Below are 24,768 nucleotides of genomic sequence, written 5' to 3' on the forward strand. Positions count from 1 at the left end.
CCCCCGCCATGCCCCCCGCCGTGTCCCGCACCGGGCAGGCCGCCCTCATGCCGGTACGGGTGTCGGGCGGGGCGGGTCCGACGGCGTCCGCTCCGCCGTGCGCCACCAGCGGCGCGACGCCAGCGCGGCCAGCCCGGCACCGGTCGCGTTGACCAGGACGTCGTCGACGGAGGACACCCGGTCCAGCCACAGCACGTACTGCGCGGTTTCCACCAGGATCGAGCAGCCCGCCCCGAGCGCCAGGATCCGCGGTACGGAGGCCAGCGCCGCGAACCTCACCGGGGCGAAGAACCCCAGCGACGCGAAGACCAGCAGGTTGCCCACGATCCCGAGCGGCCCCATCGTGATCAGGTCCCGCAGCGGCACCAGGCTCACCCGGCCCGGAACGACACCGGCCCCGGCGCCCGGCATCAGGATCATCCAGACCCACGGCAGCGTTCCGTGCACCATGCCCACCTCGGCCAGCGACATCCGCCACGCCGACGGGACACCGCCGGAGCGCCGCCGGAGCGCCAGGACCCACGCCACCAGCACCGCCAACGGCAGCGAGACCAACGTCATGAGGACCACACCGTTGAACGTGTCGAAGCAGCCGTGCCACCGCCCGGCCATGCACGCCGGAACGGACATCATCAGCGGCCGCCGCAGGACGAACGCGGCGCCCGCCACGCACAGGACCGCCAGGCCGGCGAGCACGATCGCGCCCGTGCGGCGCGGCGGCCGGGGCGGTGCGGACAGGGATGCGTCACGGTTCATGCCCCCATGGGACACGCGGCGCCGTTGCGGTGGCGTATGGGCTTTTCGATACACCCGCGATACACCCGCGGTACGCCGTGATGGATCAGCGAGGGGTCCGGTACGGCTGCCCGGCCGCGCGAGCTGCCGGACCGCGCGGGCGGCCCCCGCCCGGCTCCGTGGTCCGTCAGCGGACCCGTCCGGACAGCCAGGGCGTCAGCGAGACGCCCGGGATGTGTTCCTGGTAGGTCTCGTCGCCGGCAAGGGGGACGCAGAGCTTGTAGCCCGGCGGGAAGAACCGGCCCTTCACGAAGGCCAGTCCGCCGTAGACGGACGTCAGGAACGGCGGGACGTGGTCGCGGGGGAGGTCGTGGAACTCCACGTCGTCCACCGTGATCTGCGCGTCGCCCTCGGGGAAGAGCCGGATGCTGACGGCCGGGCTGCCGCCCAGCTCCAGGTACGCCTCGTGGGGCAGGGACCCGTCGGGATCGGTGACGGAGAACAGCGGCGCGGAAGTCCGCCGCGACGTCCGGTCGGCGCCGATGTCCTCGGTCACGGTCATGGCCCGCCGGTACTCGGTGGCGACGCCCCGTATCGCGGTGACGGCCGACTCGGTGGTCGGCAGGTGGGGGTGATGCGTCATGATCCCGATGATGCCCCATCCGGCGGGGCTGCGGCCCCTCCCGGTGCCATGACCTCGTGCCGGTAGGGTCGGCCGTCCGGGGAGAGATCGGATCAGGGGGACCCATGAGCGCCACGGACGTACCGCCCATCGTCCTTGTCCACGGGACGCGGTTCAGCGCGGGGCAATGGAGCCCCCAACTCAGAGGCCTGCAGGACGACTTCCGGGTCGCCGCGGTGGACCTGCCGGGCCACGGCGCCCGCGCCGCCGAGCCCTGGAGCCTCGACGCGGCGACGGAGATCATCGCGGCCGCGGCGGACCGGCTCGACCGCGGCCCCGCCCTGGTCGTCGGACACTCCCTCGGCGGCTACGCGGCGCTGGAGTTCGCGCGCCGCCGCCCCGAACTGCTGCGGGGGCTGGTCCTCGCGGGGGCCAGCGTCTCGACGAAGGGCGCCTGGGCGAAGCCGTACCGGTGGGTCGCCGGTCTCGTTCCGCGCATCCCGGCGGACCGGCTGACCCGGTGGAACGACCGCCTGCTGCGCCGGCTCTACCCTCCCGAGGTGGTGGATGCGACCATCCGCGCCGGGTACGCCTTCCACACCCTGCCGACCGCCTGGGCAGAGGTGCTCGGCCGCTTCGACGCGGATGCGATGCGGCACGTGGCGGCTCCGGTGCTCATCCTCAACGGCGAGAAGGACACCGTCTTCCGTTCCGGCGAGCGGGAGTTCGCCCGCGCGCACCCGGACGCCCGCATCGAACTGATCCCTCGGGCACGGCACCTGGCGAACTTCGACGATCCGGAGGCGTTCACAGCGGCCGTCCGCCGCTTCGCCCGCCACCTGCCCGCACGCGGCTGATCGCGGGCCCGGGCGGGCACCCGGCCGGCCGAAGGCTATGCCGGGCCGATGTCGCGTACGCGTACGGTCTCCACCCAGGACGGTGGCGCGGGCGGAGCCGCCCCGACCAGCGCGGCGATCAGACGGCAGGAAGGCGTCTCGTCCGGCCACGGCGTGTACCCGTCCGTCAGCACGACCACGATGTTCGGGCGGTCCGGCAGGGCCAGCGCGGCGCTGATGCCGACCCGCATGTCCGTACCGCCGCCGCCCGCCAGCGTCACCTCACCCGCACTGCGGACCCGCGTCACGGCGTGCACGTCGGCGTCGCAGGCCAGCACGGCCACCCGGTTGCCGCCGACGCCCACCTCCCGCAGGACGCCGGTGACTTCGGCGAGCGCCGCGGCGAGATCGTCCGGGCCCATCGAACCCGAGGTGTCGACGATGATCGCCACCCGCGGCAGCGGCCTGCGCAGGCTGGGCAGCACCACCCTGCCGCCGAGCGCCGGTGTGCGGCGCGAGGGGCGACGGTAGGTGTAGTCCACGGCGCCGGCGGCCCAGGCCGCGGCCTCGCGGACCGCTCCGGCCAGGGCCTGGCGCCAGTCGACCGTGGGTTCCAGGAGCTCCTCGGCCCAGCGGGCCCAGCCCTCGGGGACCTGGCCCCGCGCGCGCCGGTGTGCCCGTACGGCCTGGGCGGTCTGCCGGCGCAGCGCCTCCGCCTCCACCGGGCCGACCCGGGCGGGGCCACCGTCCTCGCCCAGCTCCCAGGGCATCGGGGTGCCGTGTGCGCCGGAACCGCAGTCCGGCCCCTGCGGGGTCGGGGGGATACCCGGCAGGTACGCCTCGAACAGGCCGCCGGTGGGCAGCCCGTAGAGCCTGGGCTCCATCCGGCCCTCGGGCAGCGCGAGCCCGTCGGCGAGCAGGTCGTCGTTGATCTCGCAGTCCTGGGCGATGTTGACCCGTACGTGATCGCGCTGGTCGGCGGCGGGCAACCGCTCGGCCCGGCCGTGGTGATCGCGCAGCAGGTGCGCCACCTCGTGGATCCACACTCCGGCCAACTCGACGACCGGGGTCGTCTCGACGAAGGCCGGGGAGACGTAGCAGCGCCAGTGCCGGTCGACGCCCATAGTGCGCACGCAGGCCGAGGGGACCACGGTCAGGGCGTACAGCGCGGAGGCGAGGTACGGACGGGCCTCGGCCGCCTTGTAACGGGCCGCCAGCAGCTTCGCCCGGTCCAGGCCCAGGTCCGGGTACGGCTTCGGATGCGGGTCCGGGCGCACGGTGGCCGGACCGGGTTCAGCCGCCGCCCGGCAGCGAGCCGGACAGCTGGAGCAGTTCCACGAAGGCGTCGATGCCGGCGGGCACCGGCCAGTCGAGGTCACGCATCGCCGCGAGGTCGGCGGCGGCCCGGGCGGCGACGTCGGGCACACCCGCGTCCACGGCCTTGGCGAGGACCGCCCAGCCCGCTTCCCACCGGGGACGGGTGAGCTCGCTCTGCACGGCCGCGACCACGGCGATCAGGAAGGCCAGCTGGCGGTCGCCGCGCTCGGGCAGGGCGAAGGCGTCCGGGTCGGCCAGCACCCGGTCCGGGTCGGGCAGGTCGAGGTGTTCGAGGTAGGACAGCAGCTCGATCCCGGCCGCTTCACCGACGGCGCCGGTGAGCGCGGCCGCCAGGGCCTCGCGGCCCGTCGACGCCGCGTACCCGGTGGCCAGCAGCCGCAGGGCCATCTCCCAGGTACGGGGGGAGGGCCAGCCGCGGCCGCGTCCGGCGGCCTCGGCCGGCATGTGGTGGACCAGGCCCGGCCGGGCGGTGAGGAAGCCGGAGACGGCGCCACGGGCACGGGCGACCGCCCCGGACGCCTTGGCGGGATCGACGGTGGGGATCGCCACCTCGGGCCAGGTGCCGGCCATGCCGCGGGCCACGGTGCGCGGGCTGTGCGTCCAGTCGAGGTGGACGAAGCGGTTGGCGAGCGGCGGGCTGAGGTGCCAGCCGTCGGCGGCGCTGGCGGGCGGGTTCGCCGCGGCGACGATCCGTACCGCCGGCGGGAGTTCCAGGCTGCCGACTCGCCGCTCCAGGACCACCCGCAGCAGGGCCGCCTGTACGGCGGGCGGGGCGGAGGACAACTCGTCGAAGAACAGCAGCCCGTGGCCGGTACGGGCGAGGCGCACCGCCCAGTCCGGCGGGGCCATGGGGACGCCGGTGGTGGCGGGGTCGTCGCCGACGATGGGGAGCCCCGCGAAGTCGGAGGGCTCGTGGACGCTGGCGATGACGGTCTCCAGCGGTACGCCGAGCGCGGTCGCGAGCTGCTCCATGCCGGCGGACTTGCCGATGCCCGGCTCACCCCACAGCAGCACGGGCTGATTGGCCGTCACCGCCAGTGCCAGCGCCTCCAGTTGAGGGCTGGTGGCAGGTTCGGTACGGGTGGCACCCAGGCGGGCGCCGAGGGCGTCGGCGGCGGCCAGGGCCCGGGCGGGCTGCGGCGGCTGGGCGGCACTCATGCGTCCTCGTCCTCGCCCTCGTCCTCGGCGTCCTCGTCATCGTCCGCTTCGTCGGCGTCCTCGTCCTCCCAGTCCTCGATGTGCTCGTCGAACCAGTCGGCGCCGTTGCCGGGGAACTCCTCCTCGACGCGGTCCCGGAGGAATGCGAGGTCGGTCCGCTTGTAGCGGCGGATCTCCTGGGACACCGACAGGTCCATCTCGTCCAGGACGTCGATCCGGGAGCCCGCTGCCAGCAGGGCCTTGACCAGGTCGACCGAACCGCCCCAGTGCACCGCGGACAGCAGCGGGGTGCGGTACGCCCTGTCCCGCGCCTCCAGGTCGAGTCCGGCCGCCAGCAGCCGTGGCAGGAGCACCTCGTGGTCGAGCAGGTGGAGCGTGTGCAGGAGCCCGCGGTGGCGGCCGTCCCGGATCCGCGGGTCCACGCCCGCGTCCAGCAGTGCCACCACACCGGGAGTGTCGCCGTGCTGGGCGCGCAGGAAGAGCTCGTGCCGCTGGGCCCGCAGGCCGCGCGGCAGGCGTCCCCCGCCCGTGGTCCAGATCTGCTGCACGGCGAAACAACCCGAGACGGCGCCGCCGAACGCCCGCATGGCGCGCTCCCGTTGCTGTTCCTCGGGGGAGTGCGGTATGTCGAGTACGCCGCCGCGCGAGCGCACCTCGTGCCATCCGCCGCGACAGCGCACCCGTACCGGGCGGCCGTCCGTGTCGGGGCCGGGCGGCCCGACGACCGGGCCGGCGTCGGGGAACAGTGCGGCGGCCACCAGGGGGTGCAGCTCGCGCGGGGAGATCCGGCCCGTTCGTACCAGTTCGAGGTCGGGGAGGCGCTGCCAGGCGTACCGGGGCAGGGCCGGGAGGGGGGCCGCCTCGGCCTGCGGGACGATGCGGATCAGGAGACCGTCCGGCCCGGTGTGTTCCAGGACGGCCGAGTAGGGCCAGTCGGCCCTCAGCCGGTACCGGTCGCCCGCTCCGGCCGCCATGAGCCGGGTCACCTCGGGCGCGATCCGCGTGAGGTCGACGGGCAGGTCCGCGAGGAGCGCCTCCGGGTTCGCCGGGCGCTGGTACGGCCGGGCGGGAGGAACGGTCAGGTCGCAGGTGATGCCCGCGGCCGCGTACGCGCCGACCGTGTCCCCGGCGGCCCGCAGCCCGGCGATCCGCTCGGCGAGGCCGTCCGGCTCCGGTCCGGCGAAGCGCGTGCCGAGTTCGCCGGCATGGCGGGCGTCCCAGAACGGCCGGATCGCGGTCCAGTTCTCCGGGACGAAGCCGCGTCCCGTGTACTTGTTCCGCTTGATGACGACGGGCGCGCAGTGCAGGCGCAGCCGCTGCGAGGCCTCGGTCATGACGGGTGTGGTGACCGACAGGGCCGGCCCCCCGGGCCCGTCGTAGGCGGCGAGGACGATCCGCAGGTCGGGGGCGATGGTGGTGCGGCCGCCCAGGAACCGGGGCAGATGCCAGCGCAGCAGGTCCGGGGCGAAGTGCCGCAGGTCGTCCGCCACGGCCGCGGCCACGGTCGCACCGTAGCGGGCCTCGATGTCGGGCAGCTCGAAATCGATGTCCACGCCGGCGGCCGCGCAGGCCGCCCGCCAGTCGCCGGCCAGCCGGTGCGCGGTGGCCTGCTCGATCATCCAGCCGGGTACGGCGTAGCGGCGGATCCGCTGCCAGGCCGGGCCGTCCTCCGCCCGGAAGCCGCCGGCCGGTTCCGCGTTCGCAGGGCTCATCGGTACACGCTGCCGATGGCCCGCACGTCGGGGTGGGCGGCCCGGGCGGGGCGGAGCCGTTCGCTGAAGGAGCGCTTCACCCGGCGGGGGAGTCCGGGCCCCAGCCCGACGTACTCCAGCGGGCTGTCGTCGTGTACGGCCGCGAGCAGGCTCTTGGCGCCGCGTCCGGTCAGACCGGTGTGGCGCAGTTCCAGCCGCCGCAGGGGGCTGCCGGGGAGGGCGGCGGCCAGGGCGTACGCCCCTTCGTCGCCGGTGTGGTTGCCGGGGGCCCCGAGGCTGCGCTCGGACAGGGTCCGGCCGAGGTCGAGGGCCTCGATGCCACCGAGGGAGGCGGCGAGGGCGCGGGCTCCGGCGGCGCCGATGCCGTTGCCGCCGAGCCCGAGGCGGACCGGGTGCGCGGCGTCGTCGGCGGCGGCGGCGAGGGTCGCGGTGCCCTCGTCACCGAGGTGGTTGGCGGGGGCGTACAGCTCGCGGACGCCGGCATCGCGGATCAGGGCGGCCAGCACGGGGGCGGCGTCGGGGCCGAGGCCGTTGCCGCCGAGGAAGAGCCGTTCCAGGGGCTGTTCGCGCTCCAGCAGGGCGTCGAGCAGGAGGCGTACGCCGTCGGCGCCGATCCCGGTGTTGACGAGGTCGAGGGTGCGCAGGGCGGTGTTGCGGCGCAGCAGCGTGGCCAGGGTCCGGGCGCCGTCGGCGAAGAGCGGATTGCGCTTGAGCCAGAGGGCGCGGACGGTGGTGTCGTCGGCGAGCGCTCCGGCGAGCGGGTCCAGGCCGTCGGGGCCGATCCGGTTGCAGCCGAGGTAGAGGGTGTGCAGCCCGTGGCCCCCGGCGGGGTGGCGGGTGGCGGCGAGGGCGTCGGCGAGGGTGCGGGCGCCCGTGTCGCCGATGGCGTTGGTGCCGAGGAGCAGGTGGGTGGCGTGCGGGGAGGCTGCGGCGGCCGGCAGCAGCCGTGCGGCCCCGGCCGGGCCGAGGCCCTGCTTGCACAGGTCGACGCGGCCGTCGGTGCGCAGGGTTCCGAGCGGGAAGGTCTCGTCGGTCTCGACGGGGCGGTCCGCGGCGAGCCGGGCGAGCAGCGGGTCGAGGCCCGCCGGGTCGGCCGGTGGCAGATCGGGGTGCTCGATCGCGGGGCACCGTACGGGTGTCGGCTGTGTCATCACCACTCCACCGGTTTCCTTCGCCGGTGCCCGGCGTCCATCACGACTTGAAGAGACGAATACTGCTCAGATACTGCTCAAAGAAGACGCAAGACCGGTCGGATTCGAACCGACGTCCTCCAGCTCGATGCTTGGGCGCGACGACCTCTGCGCTACGGCCTTGCTGTCGGCGATCATACCCATGCGGTGGCTGAAAATCGATCACCAGTTTGGACTGGGCGGGTATAGGGGCCGACGAAGAGGGGGAGAAGGCCTCACCGGACGCCTCGGTGGTGGAGTTGAGCCAGTCATGGCGGCTGCGGCCGGTGTGCCTGGTGGGGGTCATAGCCGCTATGTAATGTCACATCGCATGATGTTCTTACGTCGTGCGGCATCGGCCGCAGCCCTCCTCGCCACCGTCCTTCCCGTGGCGGTCGCCTCGCCCGCGCACGCCACCGCCGGCGACCCGTCCACCTGCCGCCCCCCGGCGTCCGTACCGCTCGACGCCGAACAGGCCCGGCTCGCGGACCCCCGGACCACCGCCCTCGTCGAGCGGGCCGGTTTCGGGGACTTCGCAGGGAGGTTCCCCGCCGCCCTCTGCACCACACGCAGCCAAGCCGAAGCCGAACGGCTCCTCGCATCCTGGGGCCAGGCCCTCTGGCAGGCCTCCGTCCGCCGGGCCCAGGCGCAGCGCCCCGGCGGCGACCTCGCCCCCGGGGACGACCGGCCGCTGTACTGGGCGCGACTCGGCATGACCGCCGCACTCGCCCGCTGGCAGCCGCAGTTCACCGTGGACCGGGCGGCGCTCCGGTCCCGCTTCGAGGACGCCTCCCGCGGCCTCACCGACAACGCCTTCCGGACGGCGCCCGGCGTACGCAGGATCTTCATCAGCGGGTTCGACCCCTTCGGGCTCGACGCGGAGATCCGCCGCGCCAACCCGTCCGGCTCGGCCGCCCTCCAGCTCAACGGACGGCGTGTCACGCTCGCCGACGGCAGCCAGGCCGAGATCCGCGCCGTGGTCCTGCCCGTGCGGTACGCCGACTTCGACGCCGGCATGGTCGAGCGGGCCTTCGCCCCGCACCTGGCCGCCGGACCCGCCGCGGCCGACATCATCACCACCGTCAGCCAGGGCTACCCCGGCATCTTCACCCTGGAGGACTGGGCGGGACGGGCGCGGTCCGCCGACCCGTACCCCGACAACGCCAACGCCCTCTCCGGCGGCACCCGCGAACGCCCGGTCACGGCCCCCGGCCTCGGCCCGGGCCCGGAGTTCATCCGCACCACACTGCCCGCCGACGCGGTCACCGCCGCCGTACAGACCCCGTACCCGGTCCTCCTCAACCGCAAGGTGACCGAGATCCCGGCGGGCGGCACGGCTCCCGTCGACCGGACCGACGGCCCGACGCCCGGCTCACGCGCCGTGGCCGGCGGAGGAGGCGGCTACCTGTCCAACGAGGTCGCCTACCGCTCCAACCGGCTGCGCGCCGAACTCGCCCCGCACCTGCCCGGCGGCCACCTCCACACGCCGGTGCTCACCGGACTGCCGGCCGACCCCCAGCTCCTGACCGGCCCCGAGTTCGAACGCAACGAGAGCGCCATCACGGCAGAGATCCGCGCCGTCCTCCAACACGCCGCCGTGCGACGGTAGTCACCGCCCCCGCCTGCGGTGTGTCACCCCGCCATGGGGCAGGATGGCAGCCCGTTCCGGATGCGTCCTCACGCCCGAACGCGCCCTACAGCACGACGAACTGACAGGTGACAAGGTGACGACACACCTCATACGACGGCCGGCGGCACCCGCCGCCACCCCCACGGGCCGGCGCCGCGCAGAGGAGGGGGTCCGTTGAGCCGGGACCTCGTCCTGCACGACTGGCTGGTCGCCGGTATCGCCCTGGCGGCGGGCGCCGCGGCCGGGCTGCTGCTGCGCACCCTCCTGCGGTGGCTGGCCCGGCACGCCGAGCGCACCCGCTGGCGGGGCGACGACATCATCGTCGACGCGCTGCGCACGATCGCCCCGGGCGCCGCCCTGATCGCGGGCGCCGCGGTGGCCGCCGGCACCCTGCCGCTCACCGCGCGGGTCTCGGGCTTCGTGAACCAGTCCCTGACCGCGCTGCTCATCCTCATCGCCACGCTCAGCACGGCGCGGGTCGTCGCCGGCCTCGTCCAGTCGATGGCGGGAACGCGCACCGGCGTGGCAGCCTCGGCGTCCATCTTCGTCAACATCACGCGCATCGTGGTCCTCGTGATGGGCGTCCTCGTCGCCCTGGAGACCCTCGGCGTGTCCATCGCGCCCCTGGTCACCGCCCTCGGAGTGGGCGGCCTGGCGGTGGCCCTGGCGCTCCAGGACACCCTCGCCAACCTCTTCGCCGGGGTGCACATCCTCGCCTCGAAGACCGTGCAGCCCGGTGACTACATCCGGCTCACCAGCGGCGAGGAGGGATACGTCGTCGACATCAACTGGCGCAACACCGTGGTGCGCAACCTCTCCAACAACCTGGTCATCATCCCCAACGCGCGTCTCGCCCGCACGAACATGACCAACTTCACCCAGCCGGAAGCGCAGTTCTCGATCCTCGTCCAGGTGGGAGTGGGCTACGAGAGCGACCTGGAGCACGTCGAGCGGGTGACCCTGGAGGTCGTCGACGGGGTGATGGCCGACATCAACGGCGCGGTCCCCGACCACGAAGGCGCCGTCCGCTTCCACACGTTCGCGGACTCCCGCATCAACTTCACCGTCATCCTGGGCGTCGGCGAGTTCAGCGACCAGTACCGGATCAAGCACGAGTTCATCAAACGCCTGCACCGTCGCTTCCGCGCCGAGGGCATCTCGATCCCCGCCCCGACGCACACGATCGCCCTCCAGCGGGACGAACTCCCGGCGCCGCCCGCCTCCCCCGCGCCCGTCCCCCACCAGCGCACGATGTCACCGTCGATCCTCACGGACAGTGACCGCTGAGACACCACCCCGGGTCTTCACGGAATCTCCACACGATGGCATGTCAGGGAAACGGCCTCCGCGCCCCACCGAAGGGGCAGGACACTGCAAGGGCAGCGTCCGGCGCGTAAGGAGACCGCATGACACCGGAGGTCCTGTTCACACTCTTGCTTGCCCTCGTCGGGGCAGCGCTCCAACTGGCCAGGGAGGCCGTCCGGCGGCACGCCGCCCGCCGGGTCGAGGAGACCCGTTCCAGGGCGATGGTCGAACTCGCCGGCCATTGCGGGCCCGACGCGGTCCTCGTCGACCACCGTTGCGACGGTACGACGCTGACGGTCCGCACGGGAGCGGCCGTCGCGCCGGCCGGCGACCGGCCGGTGTCGGGCAATCCGCACAGCCGGGGACGGGGGCAGCGCCGTGCATGACACGACCCCCGCCCCCGGCACACCCGACGAACCGTCCGGAGTCCCCTTCGAGGAGTTCTACGCGGACTACTTCCCCCGGCTCGTCGCCGCGGCGAAGGCGATCACGGGCAACGAGCACACCGCGCAGGACGCCGCCCAGTACGCCTGCACCGAAGCGAGCAAGAGGTGGGAGCGGATCACCCACCCGAAGGCGTACACGCGCAAGGTCATGGTCCAGTACCTGCGGGATTACGAGCGGCTGTTGGACCGGTTTCGGCCGATACCCCACTACGACGTGGTGCTCCCCGGCGACTGCCCCGTCGACGAGCGCATGAAGGTGCTCGACATCCTCGCCGCGCTGGGCGGCCTGCCCCTCAAGGAGCGGCGGGTCATGGTCCTGGTCGGCATGTGCGAGATGACCGGACCGGAAGCCGCCGAGGCCCTGGGGGAGTCCCTGGGGAGCGTCCACACCGCCGCCAGCCGGGCGCGCAAGAAGCTGCGTGCGAGCCTGGGCTTCGGCACCGGGCAGGTCTCGTCCGGTGACGGGTTCCTCACGCCGCTGGGCGACCCGCTCTTCATCGCCCTCCACGACGCCGCCGTCTGGCTCGCGAGGGGCATCCGGGAGGCCGGCGACGAGGGCGGAGCAGCCGGAGCGGGCCGAGGCGGAGGAGGCCGCCGATGACCACGGGAGAGCACCCCTCCACCAGCGCCCCTGTCCGTACCCGTACCGGTACCCGTACTCATACCGGAAGTCTCCGGCTCGTCCTCGCCGCGGCGCTCCTGCTCAGCTTCCACGCGGGCATCGCGGTCTCCCTCCTCCTGTGGGCGACCCTCGTCCTCGGCGCCTTCCACATCACCACCTTCGCGTCGGCCGACATGTTCCCCGGCATGGTCTTCCTGTTCCCCGCAGGGACCGCACCCCTGGTCTACATCCTCCTCAAGTCCGCCCACCGCTCACTCTTCTTCGTGGACGAGACACCGGACGCGAGCACGGACCCGGCGGCTCACGAGGCCCCCGCGCTCCACGCGCTGGTCCGTGCACTGACCGTTGAGCTGCACATCACCGAGCCGGTGACCCTACGGCTCACCGGCGTGGCGGCCGCCCGGATGACCGACGAGGGCAGCCGCCACCTGGGACTGTCCCCAGGGCGCAACGTCCTCTCCGTCGGCCTTCCCCTGCTGGCCGTCCTCACGCGGGAGCAGGTCCGGGCCGTGGTGGCCCACGAACTCGCCCACCTGGCCCTGGGCCACCACCGCTCCCGCGCTTTCACCGCTCGACTGGAGACGAGCCTGGCAGCCTTCAGCGAGTCGATGACGCAGCTCGCCGAAGTCAACCGCTTCGTCGCCATGTACGCGGGCTACCCGAGGCTCCTGGTCGGAGTCCACCGGTGGCTCTTCCGCGGCCTCGTCCAGCCGTTGCGCAGGCGGCAGGAGCTGGAGGCGGACGCCCTGGCGGCCACCGTCTGCGAAGCGCCGGTCCTGGCCGACGCCCTCGCGAAATCGGCACTCGCCGATGTCCTGTGGCCGCACTACCGCAGGACGTACCTGGAGCAGGGTCCCGAGGGCTTCCTGCCGGCCGACCCGTTCCCGGGCTTCGCCCGCATCGTGGCAGCGCCCGGAATGCGGCCCGGGCTGCAAGAACTCCAGGCCAGCCTGTTCCGCACCCCGGCGGCCACCGCCTCCGAGCTCGGCGCCTCCCACCCGGACCTCGCCGTGCGGTGCCGTCACCTGATGAAGGGCGGGCCCTTCACCGCACCGGTGTCGTTCCGGCCGGACGGGGACTTCCTGCCCGACCTCGTCCCCACTCAGACGGCCTGGCTGCTCCCCGAAGCCGGGTACGGATCGGCGATGCTGCTGCCCTGGGAGAAGTGGGTGGAGCGGTGGCGCGACGCCCGGTTCGCACCAGCGCTCCTCGCGGCGGCCCGCGACCGCCTCGAGCCGGGGCGGCCCGCCTGCCTCCACGAGGTACTGCGCCTCCTGGAGGCAGGCGAGCGCATGCCCCTGGCCCGCGGCCTCGCAGAACGCCTGCCCAAGGGGCTCCGCGACGACGGGGAGCCGCTGGCCGTCCTCGCCGAGGCCGTCCTGGCCCTCGTCCGCACCGGGCCCGCCGGCCGGGCCGCGGCCGGACCCCGCCTGGAGAGCCTGGTGGTGGACGCGGTGCGGCAGCCCCGCGAGGTCTCCCGGCTCGTACTGTTCCTGTCCGGCCGCGGCATCGACGTGCACGAGCAGCCCGGGGCGGAGGTGCCGCCCGCGCCGCAGCGGCACCGCACGGACGACAGCGGACAGTCGGAGGAGCGGGTCGAACGGGCCAGGACGGTGGGGGTGATCACGATCGGCATCCTGCTGGCCGGCCTCGCCATCGGCGGGCTCCTGTGGTCCGGCAGGGGCGAGCAGGACGCGTCACCGGCTCGGTACGGCGGGACCGTCACCGTGCCGACGACCTCCGAGGCCCCGTTCGGCTCGGGCCCGCTGTCCGGGGTCCGGCCCTGAAAGGCAGCCCCTGAAAGACAGCTCCGGCCCCGCACGTCGCGTGCGGGGCCGCAGCTGTGGGGTGTCCTGCGGGGGAGGGGGCGGTGTGGGGCTACCGGTCGTGAAGTAGCCGAGGAGATCGGTGATCACGTGGTCGGGGACGGTGATGCCGGGAAGGGCGTCCAGACTGCCGGCGGCGGGCAGCGTACCGCCGCAGACGTACTCCGTCAGAAAGACCGGGCCGGTGGTGCCGGCACAGTTGCGGTGATCAGCCCCCCACCGGGCCCCAGCCCCGACGGGCCCGGTCCCGGCTCGCGCGGGCCGCCCGATCGCGGTTTCGTGGTGACAGGGGCGTGTGTACCGATGCGGCGGCATCGACCGCCGGACCGAGCCCTCGCCGTGACCGAGGAGGGCGGAGCATGTCCGCACCAGGTCCCACCACCGGCCGCCGGCGCCGTGCAGCGGTCCTCACCGCGGCGCTGGCATGCTCGGCACTGCTCACCGGGCCAGGCCCCGCGGCGGCAGGGAGCCCGCCCGACGCGCCGACGCCCCCGCCGGCCGCGCCCACGGCACCCGTACCGCCCTCGCCGACACCCTCGGTGGCCGTACCGCGGCTGGACTGGGGTCCGTGCAGGCCCGGCAGCCCGTGGGACTGCGCCACGGCGAAGGTGCCGCTCGACCACGCCGCCCCCGCCGGCCGCACCATCGACCTGGCCGTCGTACGCCGCCAGGCCACCGACCCCGCCCGGCGCATCGGCACCCTGTTCGTGAACCCCGGCGGTCCCGGAGGCCCCGGGACCGTACAGGTTCCGCAGAACTACGACGCCTTCCCCGAGGAACTGCGGAAACGGTTCGACATCGTCAGCTGGGACCCGCGCGGGATCGGCAGCAGCACGGCCGTGAACTGCTTCGGCACCACCGACGAGGCGAAGGCCTGGGCGACCCGCCCACCCGCCGGCTTCCCGGTCGGTGCCCAGGAGCGCAAGGCCTGGACCGACGCCTACGAGGATCTCGGCCGGCTCTGCGAGAAGCGCGACCCCGGCCTCCTGCGCCACGTGTCGACCGCCGACACCGCCCGGGACCTCGACCTGCTCCGCCGGTCGGTCGGCGAGCGGCAGTTGAACTACCTCGGCGTCTCCTACGGCACGATCCTCGGCGCCACCTACGCCAACCTCTTCCCCGGCAACGTCCGCGCCATGGTCCTCGACAGCAACATCGCCCCCCGGGCCTGGACCGGCGACCCCGCACAGGACGATCCCCGCACCACGACCCTCCTGCGCATGGGCTCGGACCGCACCGCCGCGGCCACCCTGGACCGGTTCCTCACCCTGTGCGGATCGGCGCCGACGGCCCGCTGCGCCTTCTCGGCGGGCAGCCCCGAGGCCACCCGCGAGAAGTTCGACCGGCTGATGCAGCAGCTGCGGGAGCGCCCGATCGGCCCGTGGACGTACGCCAGGACGGTCGCCGACACGGTGAACTCCCTCTACATCGTCGACCCCGGCTGGACCGCCCTCGCGAGCCGGCTCCAGGCGCTGTCGCAGGGCCGGGCCCCCGAGCCCCCGGAGTACCCGCCGCCGCCCCCGGTCGCCGAGCCCAACCCGTACCTGGGGGACGAACAGGCGGCCGCCGTGTGGTGCGCCGACAGCCCCAACCCGCGCGACCCCGCCGCGTACCAGCGCCTGGAGGAGGACAGCGCCCGCCGGGCGGGCCACGCGGGACGCTTCTGGACGTGGGCGGCGCAGCCGTGCGCCACCTGGCCGGCGCGGGCCGCCGCCGGGTACGACGGCCCGTGGAACACCCCCACGGCCCGCCCCGTCCTGGTGATCGGGACCCGGTACGACCCCTCCACCCCCTACGCCGGCGCCCAGGCCATGGCCGCCGAGCTGGCCGACGCCCGCCTGCTCACCAACGACGGGTACGGGCACACCGCGCTGTTCAACAACGGCAGCAGCTGCATCAGCGCGTACGAGAGCCGCTACTTCGTCGACGGCACTCTCCCGCCCCCCGGCACGGTCTGCCGCGCGGACCGTACCCCCTTCTCCTGACGGGCGGGGAGCGCGGCGCGCGCCAGGGATCACGGGCGCATGCACGAGGAACTGCTGGTCCTCACCGCACACGACACTGTCGGCCCGGACACCCCTGCCCGTGGCGTCCCCACCGCCCTAACTCCGTTCCCAGAATGCGCAGTCGCCCGGGCCGCCCGAGGCCCCCGAGTCCCCACTCGGGCAGGTGACCAGCGTCTGCGCAGGTCCGGAAGGCCGCTCCCAACGGGGAGGGTCGGCCGGGGCGTTCGCGGATCCCTCGAGATACCAGGTGGCCACACCACCGACGAGCACCAGCACCGCCCAGCCGCCCCATACCCACCGTCGTACCGACGTCGACACGTGTCCCCCTGCTACGCACCCGGTCCTGGAACTCCCGGTGCCCATTCTGACCCCCGGGAGCAGAGCAGGGCTCGGATCGCGATCCGTTCGGCGGGCAGCCGGTCGACAGGGTGATCCGAAGGGAGCGGCACGGGCGGCCCGGGCGTAGAGGCCTGAGATCAGCACGCCGCGGAGCCCATCGACGATGCCTGCCGCTTCAGCAGAGGGTCACCCCGCTGCTCCGGCTCCGCTGAACCCGCCACCGGGACCCCGCCCGCACCACCGCGCGCCCGGGCCCGTCGGCGTGCCCCCGCCCCCCCCAACGCCGCACGCCGAATGCGGCACCGGGTGCGGGGGCATCGGTGGTCCGGCCCCGGCGATAAAGGAGGCACCGTGAACCACTGTCGTATCGGTGACCTCATCAGGCATGAATTCCTTGATCGGCCGACGGAAACCCCCCGCCGTCGTTTTCGGTCAATGCCGCGCGACCGCACGGCAGTTGTTGACCGCTCAACCTCCCGGACGCTGCAGGTCACGCGGGTGACCGCGCCCCGGGCGGGCCGCAGGTCCGCATTCTTGCGCTGGTCGGCGCCGCGGCGGAATAAGGCTCTTTACGGCAGGACGGACAGCAGGAAAGCTGTAGCACGGCAGCAGCCCACCGATAGTGTTCGCGGCGACCGCAAGAAATGCGACCACCGGTCGGTGGAGAAACCGGCGACAATTCCGGAACTTCTCATTCTGATGCGCGAGCCTGGGAATTCGCGAGACCCGGTCCCCTTCAGGCGCGCCCACCGGGCAGGCGCACAAAGACATTTACCCCCGCGCGCTCCTGTGTGCTTCTTTTCTGCGCCGGTTGACACCATCCGGTGACGCAATGACACCGTGCGCTTCGTCGCACCCAGTGACGTCCGTCCGGCACGGCCGATACGTTCTTCGTTACCGAAGGCATATTCCAACCAGCGGTCCTCGCCGTTGAGAGGGACAGGCATGACGAGCCACGCAACCGAAGTCGACCTCGAAGAGCTGCTCCGCCGGGCGCTGGACGCCTCCGGTACGGGCCCGCGCTGGACCACCGACGCAGACGAGATGTGGTGCCGCCTCACCCCCCTGACCGCCACCCAACGCGATCAGGGATGGAAGCTGCACGTGTCGGCGACGTCCGCCTCCGCGCCCGCCGTCCTCGCCAGATCCCTGGACGTGCTGCTGCAGGAGGACTCGGCGTTCAAGTTCGCCCGGTCCCTGGAGAAGGTGGGAGCACTCAACTCCCGTGCCACACCGCGGGGGAGCTCCGGCAAGTTCATCACCGTCTACCCCCGCTCGGACACCGACGCGGCCCGCATCGCCCTGGAACTGCACAAGGCCACGGCGGGGCTGGCCGGCCCCCGGATCCTGTCGGACCAGGCCTACGCCGTGAACAGTCTGGTGCACTACCGCTACGGCGCCTTCGTCGGCCGCCGCCGGCTCTCGGACGACGGTCTGCTGGTGTGGTTCATCGAGGACCCCGACGGCAACCCCGTCGAGGACAAGCGCACCGGCCGGTACTCCCCGCCCTCCTGGGCCGTCAGCCCCTTCCCCGCCTCGGTCCCCGCCCCGCCCCGCCAGGGGAGGGAAGCGAGCGGGCCGGTACTGCTCGGCGGCCGCTTCTCGGTCCGCGAGGCCATCCGCCACACCAACAAGGGCGGTGTCTACCGGGGGACGGACGTCACCACAGGCGCACCCGTGGTCATCAAGGAGGCCCGGCCGCACGTGGAGGCCGACGCGTCCGGATCCGACGTACGGGACTGGCTGCGCGCCGAGGCGAGGATCCTGGAGCAGCTGGCCGGCACGGGCCTGGCACCGGAGGCCGTCGCGATGTTCGAGCACGCCGGACACCTGTTCCTGGCCCAGGAGGAGATACCCGGCGTGCCCCTGCGCAACTGGGTCGCGGAGCACTTCCGCGACGCCGGGAGCGAGCGGTACCGTATCGACGCCCTGGCCCAGGCGGCCCGCCTGGTCGACCTCGTCGCCGCGGCCCATGCCCACGGCTGCGTCCTGCGGGACTTCACCCCCGGCAACATCATGGTCCGACCGGACGGCGAACTACGCCTCATAGACCTGGAACTCGCCGTCCTGGGCGACGACACCGCCCTCCCGACGACGGTCGGAACCCCCGGCTTCAGCGCCCCCGAGCGCCTGCAGGACGCACCCGTCTCGCCGACCGCCGACTACTACAGCCTCGGCGCCACCGTGTGCTTCGTCCTCGCCGGGAAGGTCCCCAACCTGCTGCCGGAGGAGCCCGCCACCAGGCCCTCGGAGCAGCGGCTCGCCGCATGGCTGGCCGCCTGCGACGCGACGCTCGACCTCCCGCCCGTACTGCGCGAGACCATCCTCGGGCTGATGCGGGACGACCCCGCCGAGAGGTGGGACCCCGCCAGGGCCGGCGAGGCGCTCCGCGGCACGGAACGGAAGCTCCCGCCCCACCCCGGCGCCACCGGGCGTCGCACCAGCGCGGACGACGACGGGACGCAGACCGCCGTGGCGGGCATCGTGGAGCACCTCGTCGATGCGATGACCCCGCACGACGACAAGCGGCTCTGGCCCGTCTCCACCATGGCGGGGGAGACCGACCCGTGCACCGTCCAGCAGGGTGCGGCCGGCGTACTGGCCGTCCTGACCCAGTACTTCGAGGCCACCGGTGACCCGCGCCTGCCGGAGGCGATGGCCGCCGCGGGCCACTGGACAGCGGCCCGCACCGACCTGGAATCCGTACGCCCCGGCCTGCACTTCGGCGGCCGCGGCACCGCCTGGGCCCTGTACGACGCCGGACACGCCCTCGGTGACGGCGCCCTCATGGACCACGCCCTGGCCCTCGCCCTCGCGCCACAGGTACCGACGCCCAGCCATGACATCACCCACGGCTCGGCAGGCAGCGGACTCGCCGCCGCCCACCTGTGGCACCGCACCAAGGACCCGCGCCTGGCCGAGCTGGTCGTCGACGCCGCCGACCGGCTGGCCGCGGCCGCGCGGCGCGAGCCGTCCGGGGTGAGCTGGCCGGTTCCCGCGGAGGCCGTCTCCGAGGAGGCGGGCAAACGCTACCTGGGCTTCGCGCACGGAACCGCGGGCATCGGCTGCTTCCTCCTCGCCGCCGCGACCGTCGCGGACCGGCCCGAGTACACCGAGCTGGCGGTCGCGGCGGGCGAACACCTGGTGGCCCACGCCGTGCTCGTCGGCGAGGCCGCCCAGTGGCCGGCGCAGGCGACGGACCCGCCCACAGCCCCGTACTGGTGCCACGGGTCGGCCGGCATCGGCACCTTCCTCGTACGGCTCTGGCAGGCCACCGGAGACGACCGCTACGGCGACCTCGCCCACCGCGCGACGCACGCCGTCGTCGAACGCGCCTCCCGCGCGGCCCTCACCCAATGCCACGGACTCGCGGGCAACGGCGACTTCCTCCTCGACATGGCCGACGCCACGGGGGAACCGTCGTACCGCACCATGGCCGAACACCTGGCCCGACTCGTCGTCGCCGAACGGGCCCACCGATCCCGCCACGTCGTCTTCCCCAACGAGTACGGGGACGTATCGACGAGCTGGAGCGACGGATCCGCAGGAATCCTGGCCTTCCTCCTGCGTATCCGCCACACAGGACCCCGGCGCTGGATGATCTGATCCGGCAGCCGGTTTGAGCGGCAGGGACCCTGCCGCCACGTCACAGAGAAGGAGAAAGTCATGGAGAACCGCGACCTCGAACTGCTGGCTCACCTGCACGCCCTTCCGGAGACCGACCCGGTCGGCGTCGACGGAGCCCCGTTCGCCGCGACCTGTGAGTGCGTCGGCCTGCTGACGCTGCTCAACACCGTCTGTGTGGGCATCAGCTGCGCCTGACCCCTACCACGGGCCCTCTCGGCCCGGGCGCAGGCCCGGGCTCGGGCACGGCCCGGCGGACAGGACGACGGATGTTTCGTCGGCCCGCCGCCGGACACCGGACACAGGGCACCGGACACCGCAGGGGGAACACCGGATGTTCCCCCTGCGGAACCGGGCCGGAGCCGACACGAGCAGGGCCCGACAACCTCCGGCCGGTGGCTGCCCCGCAGCAGCCACCGGCCGGAGCACCACCCGACCCATACCCGGCGAACACCCGTACGTACACCCCGAGTCCGCAGAAGACACCTCGCAGACGAGGACCGACCATGAAGCCGCACGCCGGTGACGACGCCCCCGCTCGGGCCCTCCTCCTGACAGCCGCACCCGAGGACCCGGACAGCACCCGGTCCGCGCCCGAACCGGCGTACGCCATCAGCACCCACGGCCTCGTCAAGAGCTACCCGGGCCCGGACGGCACCGCTGTCCACGCCGTCCGAGGCCTGGACCTGGACGTGAGCCAAGGCGAGACCTTCGCCTTCCTCGGCCCGAACGGCGCCGGCAAGTCCACCACCATCGCCATGCTGTGCGCCCTGGCCCGCCCCACCGCGGGACGAGCCGTCGTGGCCGGCACCGACGTGGTCGCCCGGCCCGACCGCGTACGCCGCAACGTGGGCATGCTCTTCCAGCACAGCGCCCTGGACCCGGACCTGACGGCCGAACAGAATCTGTACATCCACGCCCGCCTCTACGGGATGGGCCGCCGCCACGCCCGCCGCCGCGTCGGCGAGACGCTGGAGGCGGTCGCACTCACCGACCGCCGGCGCTCCCCGGTCCGCACCCTGTCGGGCGGCATGCGCCGACGCCTGGAGATCGCCCGCGGCCTGCTGCACGAGCCCCGCATCCTCTTCCTGGACGAGCCGACGACCGGGCTCGACCCGCACGCCCGCGCCCAGGTCTGGGACCACCTGCGCACCCTGCGCGAACGGCACGGCACCACGCTCTTCGTCACCACCCACTACCTGGAGGAGGCGGAGAACTGCGACCGCCTCGCCATCATCGACGCAGGCCGCCTGGTCGCGCAGGGCACACCGTTCGCCCTGCGGGCCGCGATCGGCGACGACCGGGTGGTGCTGCGCACCGGCGACGACACGAGGGCCCGACAGGTCGTCCACCAGACCGCTCCGCCGGACACCGCCCTCACCCTGGACGCCGACGGCCTCTGCCTGCGCGTACCCGACGGAAGCGCCTGGATCCCGCGCCTGTGCGCGGCGCTGGAGGCCCACGGGATCCCCGTACGAGCCGCGTCCGCGACCCCGCCCACCCTCGACGACGTCTTCTTCCACCACACCGGCCGCAGCATCACCACGGCACGGCCCCCGCAGCCGGAAACCGGTAAGGACGCATGACCGCACCCGAACCCGCCCCTGCCCCCGCACCCGCCCCCGAGCACCGGGACGCGGGTACTTCCGCGCCCCCTGCGCCCCCGGACGCCCCCGCGACCCCGGACGCCGCCGCGCCCCCTGACACCCCCGGCCGCGAGCCGACCCGGCTGCGGCGTGAACTGCGCGCGGTCCACGCCCTGGTCCACCGCGACCTGCTGCGCCTGTCCTCCCAGCCCACGCACACCGCCCTCATGCTGCTCCAGCCGGTTCTGTACCTCTTCATCCTCGGCGGCGGGCTGGCGGCTCTGATCCCCACCTCGACGCTCGGCGTCGGCTATCAGACCTACCTCTTCCCCGGCATGCTGATGATGACGGTCCAGACACCGGCCATCATGGTCGGCATCCGCCTGATCACCGACCGGCAGAGCGGCTACCTGCGTGAACTCCTCATGGCCCCGGTCAGCCGCACCACCCTGCTCCTGGGCAGCTGCGCCGGAGGCACGACCGTCGCCGCGGTGCAGGGCGCGGTTCTCCTCGCCATGGCCGGCGCCGTGGGGCTGCCCTACGATCCGCTGCTCCTGGCGCTGCTCATGGGCGGCATGATCCTGGCCTCGTTCACCATCACCGCCCTGTCCCTGGCCCTGGCCGTGAGCCTGCAACGGGCCGAGGTCTTCCACATGTTGCTCGGCGTCGTCATGATGCCCCTGCTGTTCCTGTCCGGCGGGTTCTTCCCCCTCGACAGCCTGCCGGGCTGGGCCCGCTCCCTGGCCGCCGTGAATCCCATCGCGTACGGGGTGGACCTGCTCCGCCGCTCCATCACGCTCCGGCTGCCGGACCGGGCCACCGCGGCGGGCATCGAGTGGTTCGGCAGCCGCCCCCCGCTGGCCCTCGAAGCCGCGGCCCTCCTGGCGGCCGGAGCCCTGGCACTCCTCTGGGCGGCTCACCGCTTCAAGCGCCCCGACTGAGACGGCCCCCGTAACAGCCTGTCACCATCCGGGCCGCACTGCCCCCCCGACTTCTCCGGATGAGTTCGGGAGACCGGCCGACGTCGAATATCCGTCCCCCTCGGACCGGTATTGCGTTCGCCGATACTTTCTGCGTCTCCCCGCGAGCCGAGTCCGTGCCTCTACGGAAGGACATTCTCCGCGCGGTGTCGTGAAGGTGTCTCACAGATGTCAAGAATGAGCGACATTCCCGCACGCGTTCGACCCGAATTCATCCCGTCCCCCTTGTCCGAATGGCACGAGAAGGGTAAGCGACCCGAATCTCCCGGCGCATCGGAAGGAGGACGCCGCTGCCGTTCAAAGGAAGCGGCGGAGCGGGCGGATGGAGAGTTCTCGGGCGCGGTGGAGGACGGAGCGGCGGCGCCAGCGCTCCGGGGCGATGCGGATGCTGGCCCGGAGGTCCTGGTCGTAGTGTTCGTCCAGGGTGCGGGTGACGGCCGGGTCCATGACGGCCAGCATGACCTCCTCGTCGTGGTCGAGGGAGCGCCGGTTGAAGTTCGACGAGCCGATGAGGGAGACCACCCCGTCCATCGTCATGATCTTGGCGTGCATCATCGTGGGCCGGTACTGGTGGATGCGCACGCCCGCGGCGGTCAGGGCCTCGTAGTGGTGCTGACCTGCCAGTTGGCACACCCGCTTGTCGGTGTGCGGGCCGGGCAGCAGGATCTCGACACCGACGCCCCGGCGGGCGGTGGCGGACAGCAGCTCGACGAAGTAGTCGTCGGGCGCGAAGTACGCGGTCGCCAGGCGTACGCGCTCCTCCGCCGATTCCAGGACGACCCGCATCAGCGTCTGCATGTCCTGCCACCCGAAGGCGGCCGAGCCGCGCACCACCTGGACGACCGCGGAGCCGGCCGGCTCGTGATCCACGAAACGGTCGCGTTCGTCGAAGAGTTCGGGATGGCACTCCGCCCAGTTCTGGGCGAACGCCGCGGCGATCCCGTCGACGGCCGGCCCGCGGACCTCGGCGTGCGTGTCCCGCCACTCGTTCGGGTTGCGGGCGTCCCCGCACCACTCCTGCGCGATGCCGACGCCGCCCGTGAAGGCGGTCCGTTCGTCGACCACGAGGACCTTGCGGTGACAGCGGTGGTTCTGCTTGAGCGGGGAGAGGAAGGCGGGTCTGCGGAACCACGCCACGTCCACCCCGGCCGTGCTCATCCGGTCCAGCAGGTCCTGCTCGATCAGACGGCTGCCGAAGCCGTCCAGCAGCAGCCGTACGCGGACACCGTGGCGCGCCCGTTCGGCCAGGGCCTCGGCGAACCGGCGGGCGATGTCGCCCTTCCAGTAGACGAAGGTCATCATGTCGACGGTGTGCCGTGCGGAGGAGACGGCGTCCAGCATCGCGGTGAAGATCTCGTCGCCGTTGCGCAGCGGACGTACGGAGTTCCCCTCCGTGGCGGCGATGCCGATCAGGCGCTCCAGCCGTCGGCGGATACGCCGAATGCGCTCGTCGGCCCCGTCGGCCCCGTCGGCCCCGCGCTGCGGAACGGCTTTCGCGCCGAGTGCCTCCGTCCCCCCGGAGGGGGTGGTGCCGGTGTCGGTGGTCGTCATGACGAGGCTCCTCGGGCAGGGGTGGATGCGGACGGTGCGGGGTCGCCGGCGCCGGATTCCCACGGGGCAGGCGCCCGGAGGTCGGTCCAGGCCGCCAGAGCTTCGCCGTCCACGCGGACGATCCCGCAGGCATCGGCGTACTCGGCGGCCGGCGCGGTGAAGGAACTGGTGGTCACGATGACGGCGACATCGGCTTCATGGACCGCGAAGCAGGTTCCGCCGAAGCGCTGGAGGTCCTGCGAGCCGACCCGGTTGTCCTCGGCGTAGTGCTTGCACTGGAGCACCACCCGGCGTCCGTCCGCCGTCGTCGCGAGGACGTCCGCGCCGAGGTCGCCCGCGCCGCCCACCACCTCCACCGAGGTGCAGCCGTCCCGTGCGCACAGGGCGGCCACCGTGTGTTCAAAACCGTCGGCGTCGACCGCGGCGTGGTCGATGGCATCACCCGCGACGTCCGGCAGGTCCGCCGTCGGCTCCGCGTACCCCGAGGGCCGTACGGGACGGCCCCGGCGCCGGCCGGGAGCCAGGCTCCACCGCGCCATGAGCGACCCGGCCACCAGCACGATCAGGATGGCGACCGGAGCAAGCGGGAGCCCGCCCCCGCTGCCCGGAGCGGCCTTCACGAAGGCCGCCACGCCTGCGACGGCGATGCCGAGCAGCCCGAGCGCGAGCACCGCGTCGCGTCCCAGGGATCCTGCGCGTACGGACGCGGGCGCGTCCTCCTCAGGTGTGGTCATCAGCGTTCCCCTCCCCGCCCCGGCACAAAGGCCCCGGCCCGGCCCGGGAGCGGAGCGCGGGCCGCGGCGGAGCCGAAGCCTGTTCGACGCCCGTATGGCCGGGATTCCGGTTCTCAAACCGGTAGGAAGGGTTCCGATCGCGGTGGCCCGGTCAGCCCTGGCGAGGCGGGACGATCATGACCGTGCCCTCCGCCACGCTGGCGGCCGTGGCGAAGGCCAGTTCGGCACCGGTGAGTTCCAGCAGCCGGGCCAGCCGTCTGGGCACGGTCCCCGCCAGGACCACCGGCCTGTCCAGCGCCGGTTGCAGCATGACGCTGAGCGCGGTCGAGTCGACGAAGGTCACCCCGGCCACGTCCAGTACGAACCGGGCGACACCGGGCGCCGCGGGATCCATGGCCGTCCGCAGATCGGCCACGTTGTCCATGTCGAACTCGCCCGCCATCACCACGATGCGCACGTCCCCGTCGGACCGGGCTTCGACGTGGCTGCGCGCCTCGGCGTTCTGTGTGTCCATGCTGTTCACGTCTGCCTTCCCCACATGTGCGTTCG

At 73.3% G+C, this 24,768-nt stretch carries 20 protein-coding genes and 1 tRNA gene; 11 read left to right on the plus strand and 10 right to left on the minus strand.

Features of this window, described 5'->3' with window-relative positions; translation table 11 throughout:
* Nucleotides 1-45: 45 nt before the first annotated feature.
* A complete protein-coding gene (locus AAT21_RS14100) occupies nt 46-756 on the minus strand; it encodes a VanZ family protein (RefSeq protein WP_046776911.1) in 711 nt (236 codons plus the stop codon).
* A gap of 166 nt (nt 757-922) precedes the next feature.
* Nucleotides 923-1,378 (minus strand): hypothetical protein, encoded by a 456-nt coding sequence (locus AAT21_RS14105; protein ID WP_046776912.1) that lies wholly within the window; start codon nt 1,376-1,378, stop codon nt 923-925.
* 104 nt (nt 1,379-1,482) lie between these two features.
* On the opposite strand from AAT21_RS14105, the gene AAT21_RS14110 reads away from it, so the two are divergent.
* A complete protein-coding gene (locus tag AAT21_RS14110; RefSeq protein WP_046776913.1) occupies nt 1,483-2,214 on the plus strand; it encodes an alpha/beta fold hydrolase in 732 nt (243 codons plus the stop codon).
* A gap of 35 nt (nt 2,215-2,249) precedes the next feature.
* Here AAT21_RS14110 and AAT21_RS14115 read toward each other — a convergent pair whose 3' ends face one another.
* From AAT21_RS14115 to AAT21_RS37475, 5 genes are all read right to left on the minus strand, one after another.
* Nucleotides 2,250-3,470 (minus strand): vWA domain-containing protein, encoded by a 1,221-nt coding sequence (locus tag AAT21_RS14115; RefSeq protein WP_235438784.1) that lies wholly within the window; start codon nt 3,468-3,470, stop codon nt 2,250-2,252.
* A gap of 16 nt (nt 3,471-3,486) precedes the next feature.
* Complete coding sequence (locus AAT21_RS14120) at nt 3,487-4,689, minus strand: AAA family ATPase (protein WP_046776914.1); 1,203 nt, start codon at nt 4,687-4,689, stop codon at nt 3,487-3,489.
* Entirely contained in the window at nt 4,686-6,401 is a 1,716-nt protein-coding gene (locus tag AAT21_RS14125) for an ankyrin repeat domain-containing protein (RefSeq protein ID WP_046776915.1), read from the minus strand. Before AAT21_RS14125 ends, AAT21_RS14120 begins: the two co-directional genes overlap by 4 nt.
* Entirely contained in the window at nt 6,398-7,552 is a 1,155-nt protein-coding gene (locus AAT21_RS14130; protein ID WP_046777397.1) for a leucine-rich repeat domain-containing protein, read from the minus strand. The genes AAT21_RS14125 and AAT21_RS14130 overlap by 4 nt, the downstream gene beginning before the upstream one ends.
* An 89-nt stretch (nt 7,553-7,641) precedes the next feature.
* Nucleotides 7,642-7,714, minus strand: a tRNA-Arg gene (locus tag AAT21_RS37475).
* 187 nt (nt 7,715-7,901) lie between these two features.
* Between AAT21_RS37475 and AAT21_RS14135 the strand changes: the two genes are divergently transcribed.
* The 10 genes from AAT21_RS14135 to AAT21_RS14180 all read left to right on the plus strand — a co-directional run bounded on the left by AAT21_RS14135 (nt 7,902) and on the right by AAT21_RS14180 (nt 21,895).
* On the plus strand, nt 7,902-9,179 hold the full coding sequence (locus AAT21_RS14135; RefSeq protein WP_052757771.1) for a hypothetical protein: 1,278 nt from the start codon (nt 7,902-7,904) through the stop codon (nt 9,177-9,179).
* A gap of 195 nt (nt 9,180-9,374) precedes the next feature.
* Entirely contained in the window at nt 9,375-10,487 is a 1,113-nt protein-coding gene (locus AAT21_RS14140; RefSeq protein WP_046776916.1) for a mechanosensitive ion channel family protein, read from the plus strand.
* Between the two features lie 119 nt (nt 10,488-10,606).
* Nucleotides 10,607-10,891 (plus strand): hypothetical protein, encoded by a 285-nt coding sequence (locus AAT21_RS14145; RefSeq protein ID WP_046776917.1) that lies wholly within the window; start codon nt 10,607-10,609, stop codon nt 10,889-10,891.
* Nucleotides 10,884-11,552: an RNA polymerase sigma factor gene (locus AAT21_RS14150; RefSeq protein WP_046776918.1), complete on the plus strand. Its 669-nt coding sequence runs from the start codon at nt 10,884-10,886 to the stop codon at nt 11,550-11,552. Before AAT21_RS14145 ends, AAT21_RS14150 begins: the two co-directional genes overlap by 8 nt.
* Entirely contained in the window at nt 11,549-13,360 is a 1,812-nt protein-coding gene (locus tag AAT21_RS36730) for a M48 family metallopeptidase (RefSeq protein WP_046776919.1), read from the plus strand. The genes AAT21_RS14150 and AAT21_RS36730 overlap by 4 nt, the downstream gene beginning before the upstream one ends.
* 398 nt (nt 13,361-13,758) lie before the next feature.
* A complete protein-coding gene (locus AAT21_RS14160) occupies nt 13,759-15,384 on the plus strand; it encodes an alpha/beta hydrolase (protein ID WP_046776920.1) in 1,626 nt (541 codons plus the stop codon).
* A gap of 1,305 nt (nt 15,385-16,689) precedes the next feature.
* On the plus strand, nt 16,690-19,350 hold the full coding sequence (gene lanL / locus AAT21_RS14165; protein WP_046776921.1) for a class IV lanthionine synthetase LanL: 2,661 nt from the start codon (nt 16,690-16,692) through the stop codon (nt 19,348-19,350).
* Nucleotides 19,351-19,410: 60 nt separating this feature from the next.
* Nucleotides 19,411-19,566: a VenA family class IV lanthipeptide gene (locus tag AAT21_RS38020; RefSeq protein WP_167350579.1), complete on the plus strand. Its 156-nt coding sequence runs from the start codon at nt 19,411-19,413 to the stop codon at nt 19,564-19,566.
* A gap of 308 nt (nt 19,567-19,874) precedes the next feature.
* Nucleotides 19,875-20,954 carry an ABC transporter ATP-binding protein gene (locus AAT21_RS14175; RefSeq protein ID WP_079025623.1) on the plus strand — a complete coding sequence of 360 codons (1,080 nt, stop codon included), beginning with the start codon at nt 19,875-19,877 and terminating at the stop codon, nt 20,952-20,954.
* Nucleotides 20,951-21,895 carry an ABC transporter permease gene (locus AAT21_RS14180; protein WP_079025624.1) on the plus strand — a complete coding sequence of 315 codons (945 nt, stop codon included), beginning with the start codon at nt 20,951-20,953 and terminating at the stop codon, nt 21,893-21,895. The genes AAT21_RS14175 and AAT21_RS14180 overlap by 4 nt, the downstream gene beginning before the upstream one ends.
* A gap of 336 nt (nt 21,896-22,231) precedes the next feature.
* On the opposite strand, the gene AAT21_RS14185 is transcribed toward AAT21_RS14180, so the two are convergent.
* From AAT21_RS14185 to AAT21_RS14195, 3 genes are all read right to left on the minus strand, one after another.
* Nucleotides 22,232-23,485: a phospholipase D-like domain-containing protein gene (locus AAT21_RS14185; protein ID WP_046776922.1), complete on the minus strand. Its 1,254-nt coding sequence runs from the start codon at nt 23,483-23,485 to the stop codon at nt 22,232-22,234.
* Nucleotides 23,482-24,219, minus strand: a complete 738-nt coding sequence (locus AAT21_RS14190) for a restriction endonuclease (RefSeq protein WP_046776923.1) — start codon at nt 24,217-24,219, stop codon at nt 23,482-23,484. Before AAT21_RS14190 ends, AAT21_RS14185 begins: the two co-directional genes overlap by 4 nt.
* A gap of 151 nt (nt 24,220-24,370) precedes the next feature.
* Nucleotides 24,371-24,733: an STAS domain-containing protein gene (locus AAT21_RS14195; RefSeq protein WP_046777402.1), complete on the minus strand. Its 363-nt coding sequence runs from the start codon at nt 24,731-24,733 to the stop codon at nt 24,371-24,373.
* Nucleotides 24,734-24,768 lie beyond the last annotated feature (35 nt).

The organism is Streptomyces yangpuensis, assembly GCF_001005295.1.
Lineage (GTDB): Bacteria > Actinomycetota > Actinomycetes > Streptomycetales > Streptomycetaceae > Streptomyces > Streptomyces yangpuensis.

Excerpts from the sequence above, each read along its gene's own strand:
- lanL (WP_046776921.1), top strand. The coding sequence starts at position 16,690 with ATGACGAGCCACGCAACCGAAGTCGACCTCGAAGAGCTGCTCCGCCGG.
- AAT21_RS14105 (WP_046776912.1), bottom strand. The coding sequence starts at position 1,378 with ATGACGCATCACCCCCACCTGCCGACCACCGAGTCGGCCGTCACCGCG.
- AAT21_RS36730 (WP_046776919.1), top strand. The coding sequence starts at position 11,549 with ATGACCACGGGAGAGCACCCCTCCACCAGCGCCCCTGTCCGTACCCGT.
- AAT21_RS14120 (WP_046776914.1), bottom strand. The coding sequence starts at position 4,689 with ATGAGTGCCGCCCAGCCGCCGCAGCCCGCCCGGGCCCTGGCCGCCGCC.
- AAT21_RS14160 (WP_046776920.1), top strand. The coding sequence starts at position 13,759 with ATGTCCGCACCAGGTCCCACCACCGGCCGCCGGCGCCGTGCAGCGGTC.
- AAT21_RS14110 (WP_046776913.1), top strand. The coding sequence starts at position 1,483 with ATGAGCGCCACGGACGTACCGCCCATCGTCCTTGTCCACGGGACGCGG.
- AAT21_RS14130 (WP_046777397.1), bottom strand. The coding sequence starts at position 7,552 with ATGACACAGCCGACACCCGTACGGTGCCCCGCGATCGAGCACCCCGAT.
- AAT21_RS38020 (WP_167350579.1), top strand. The coding sequence starts at position 19,411 with ATGGAGAACCGCGACCTCGAACTGCTGGCTCACCTGCACGCCCTTCCG.
- AAT21_RS14195 (WP_046777402.1), bottom strand. The coding sequence starts at position 24,733 with ATGGACACACAGAACGCCGAGGCGCGCAGCCACGTCGAAGCCCGGTCC.
- AAT21_RS14145 (WP_046776917.1), top strand. The coding sequence starts at position 10,607 with ATGACACCGGAGGTCCTGTTCACACTCTTGCTTGCCCTCGTCGGGGCA.
- AAT21_RS14185 (WP_046776922.1), bottom strand. The coding sequence starts at position 23,485 with ATGACGACCACCGACACCGGCACCACCCCCTCCGGGGGGACGGAGGCA.
- AAT21_RS14190 (WP_046776923.1), bottom strand. The coding sequence starts at position 24,219 with ATGACCACACCTGAGGAGGACGCGCCCGCGTCCGTACGCGCAGGATCC.
- AAT21_RS14135 (WP_052757771.1), top strand. The coding sequence starts at position 7,902 with ATGATGTTCTTACGTCGTGCGGCATCGGCCGCAGCCCTCCTCGCCACC.
- AAT21_RS14180 (WP_079025624.1), top strand. The coding sequence starts at position 20,951 with ATGACCGCACCCGAACCCGCCCCTGCCCCCGCACCCGCCCCCGAGCAC.
- AAT21_RS14100 (WP_046776911.1), bottom strand. The coding sequence starts at position 756 with ATGAACCGTGACGCATCCCTGTCCGCACCGCCCCGGCCGCCGCGCCGC.
- AAT21_RS14175 (WP_079025623.1), top strand. The coding sequence starts at position 19,875 with ATGAAGCCGCACGCCGGTGACGACGCCCCCGCTCGGGCCCTCCTCCTG.
- AAT21_RS14125 (WP_046776915.1), bottom strand. The coding sequence starts at position 6,401 with ATGAGCCCTGCGAACGCGGAACCGGCCGGCGGCTTCCGGGCGGAGGAC.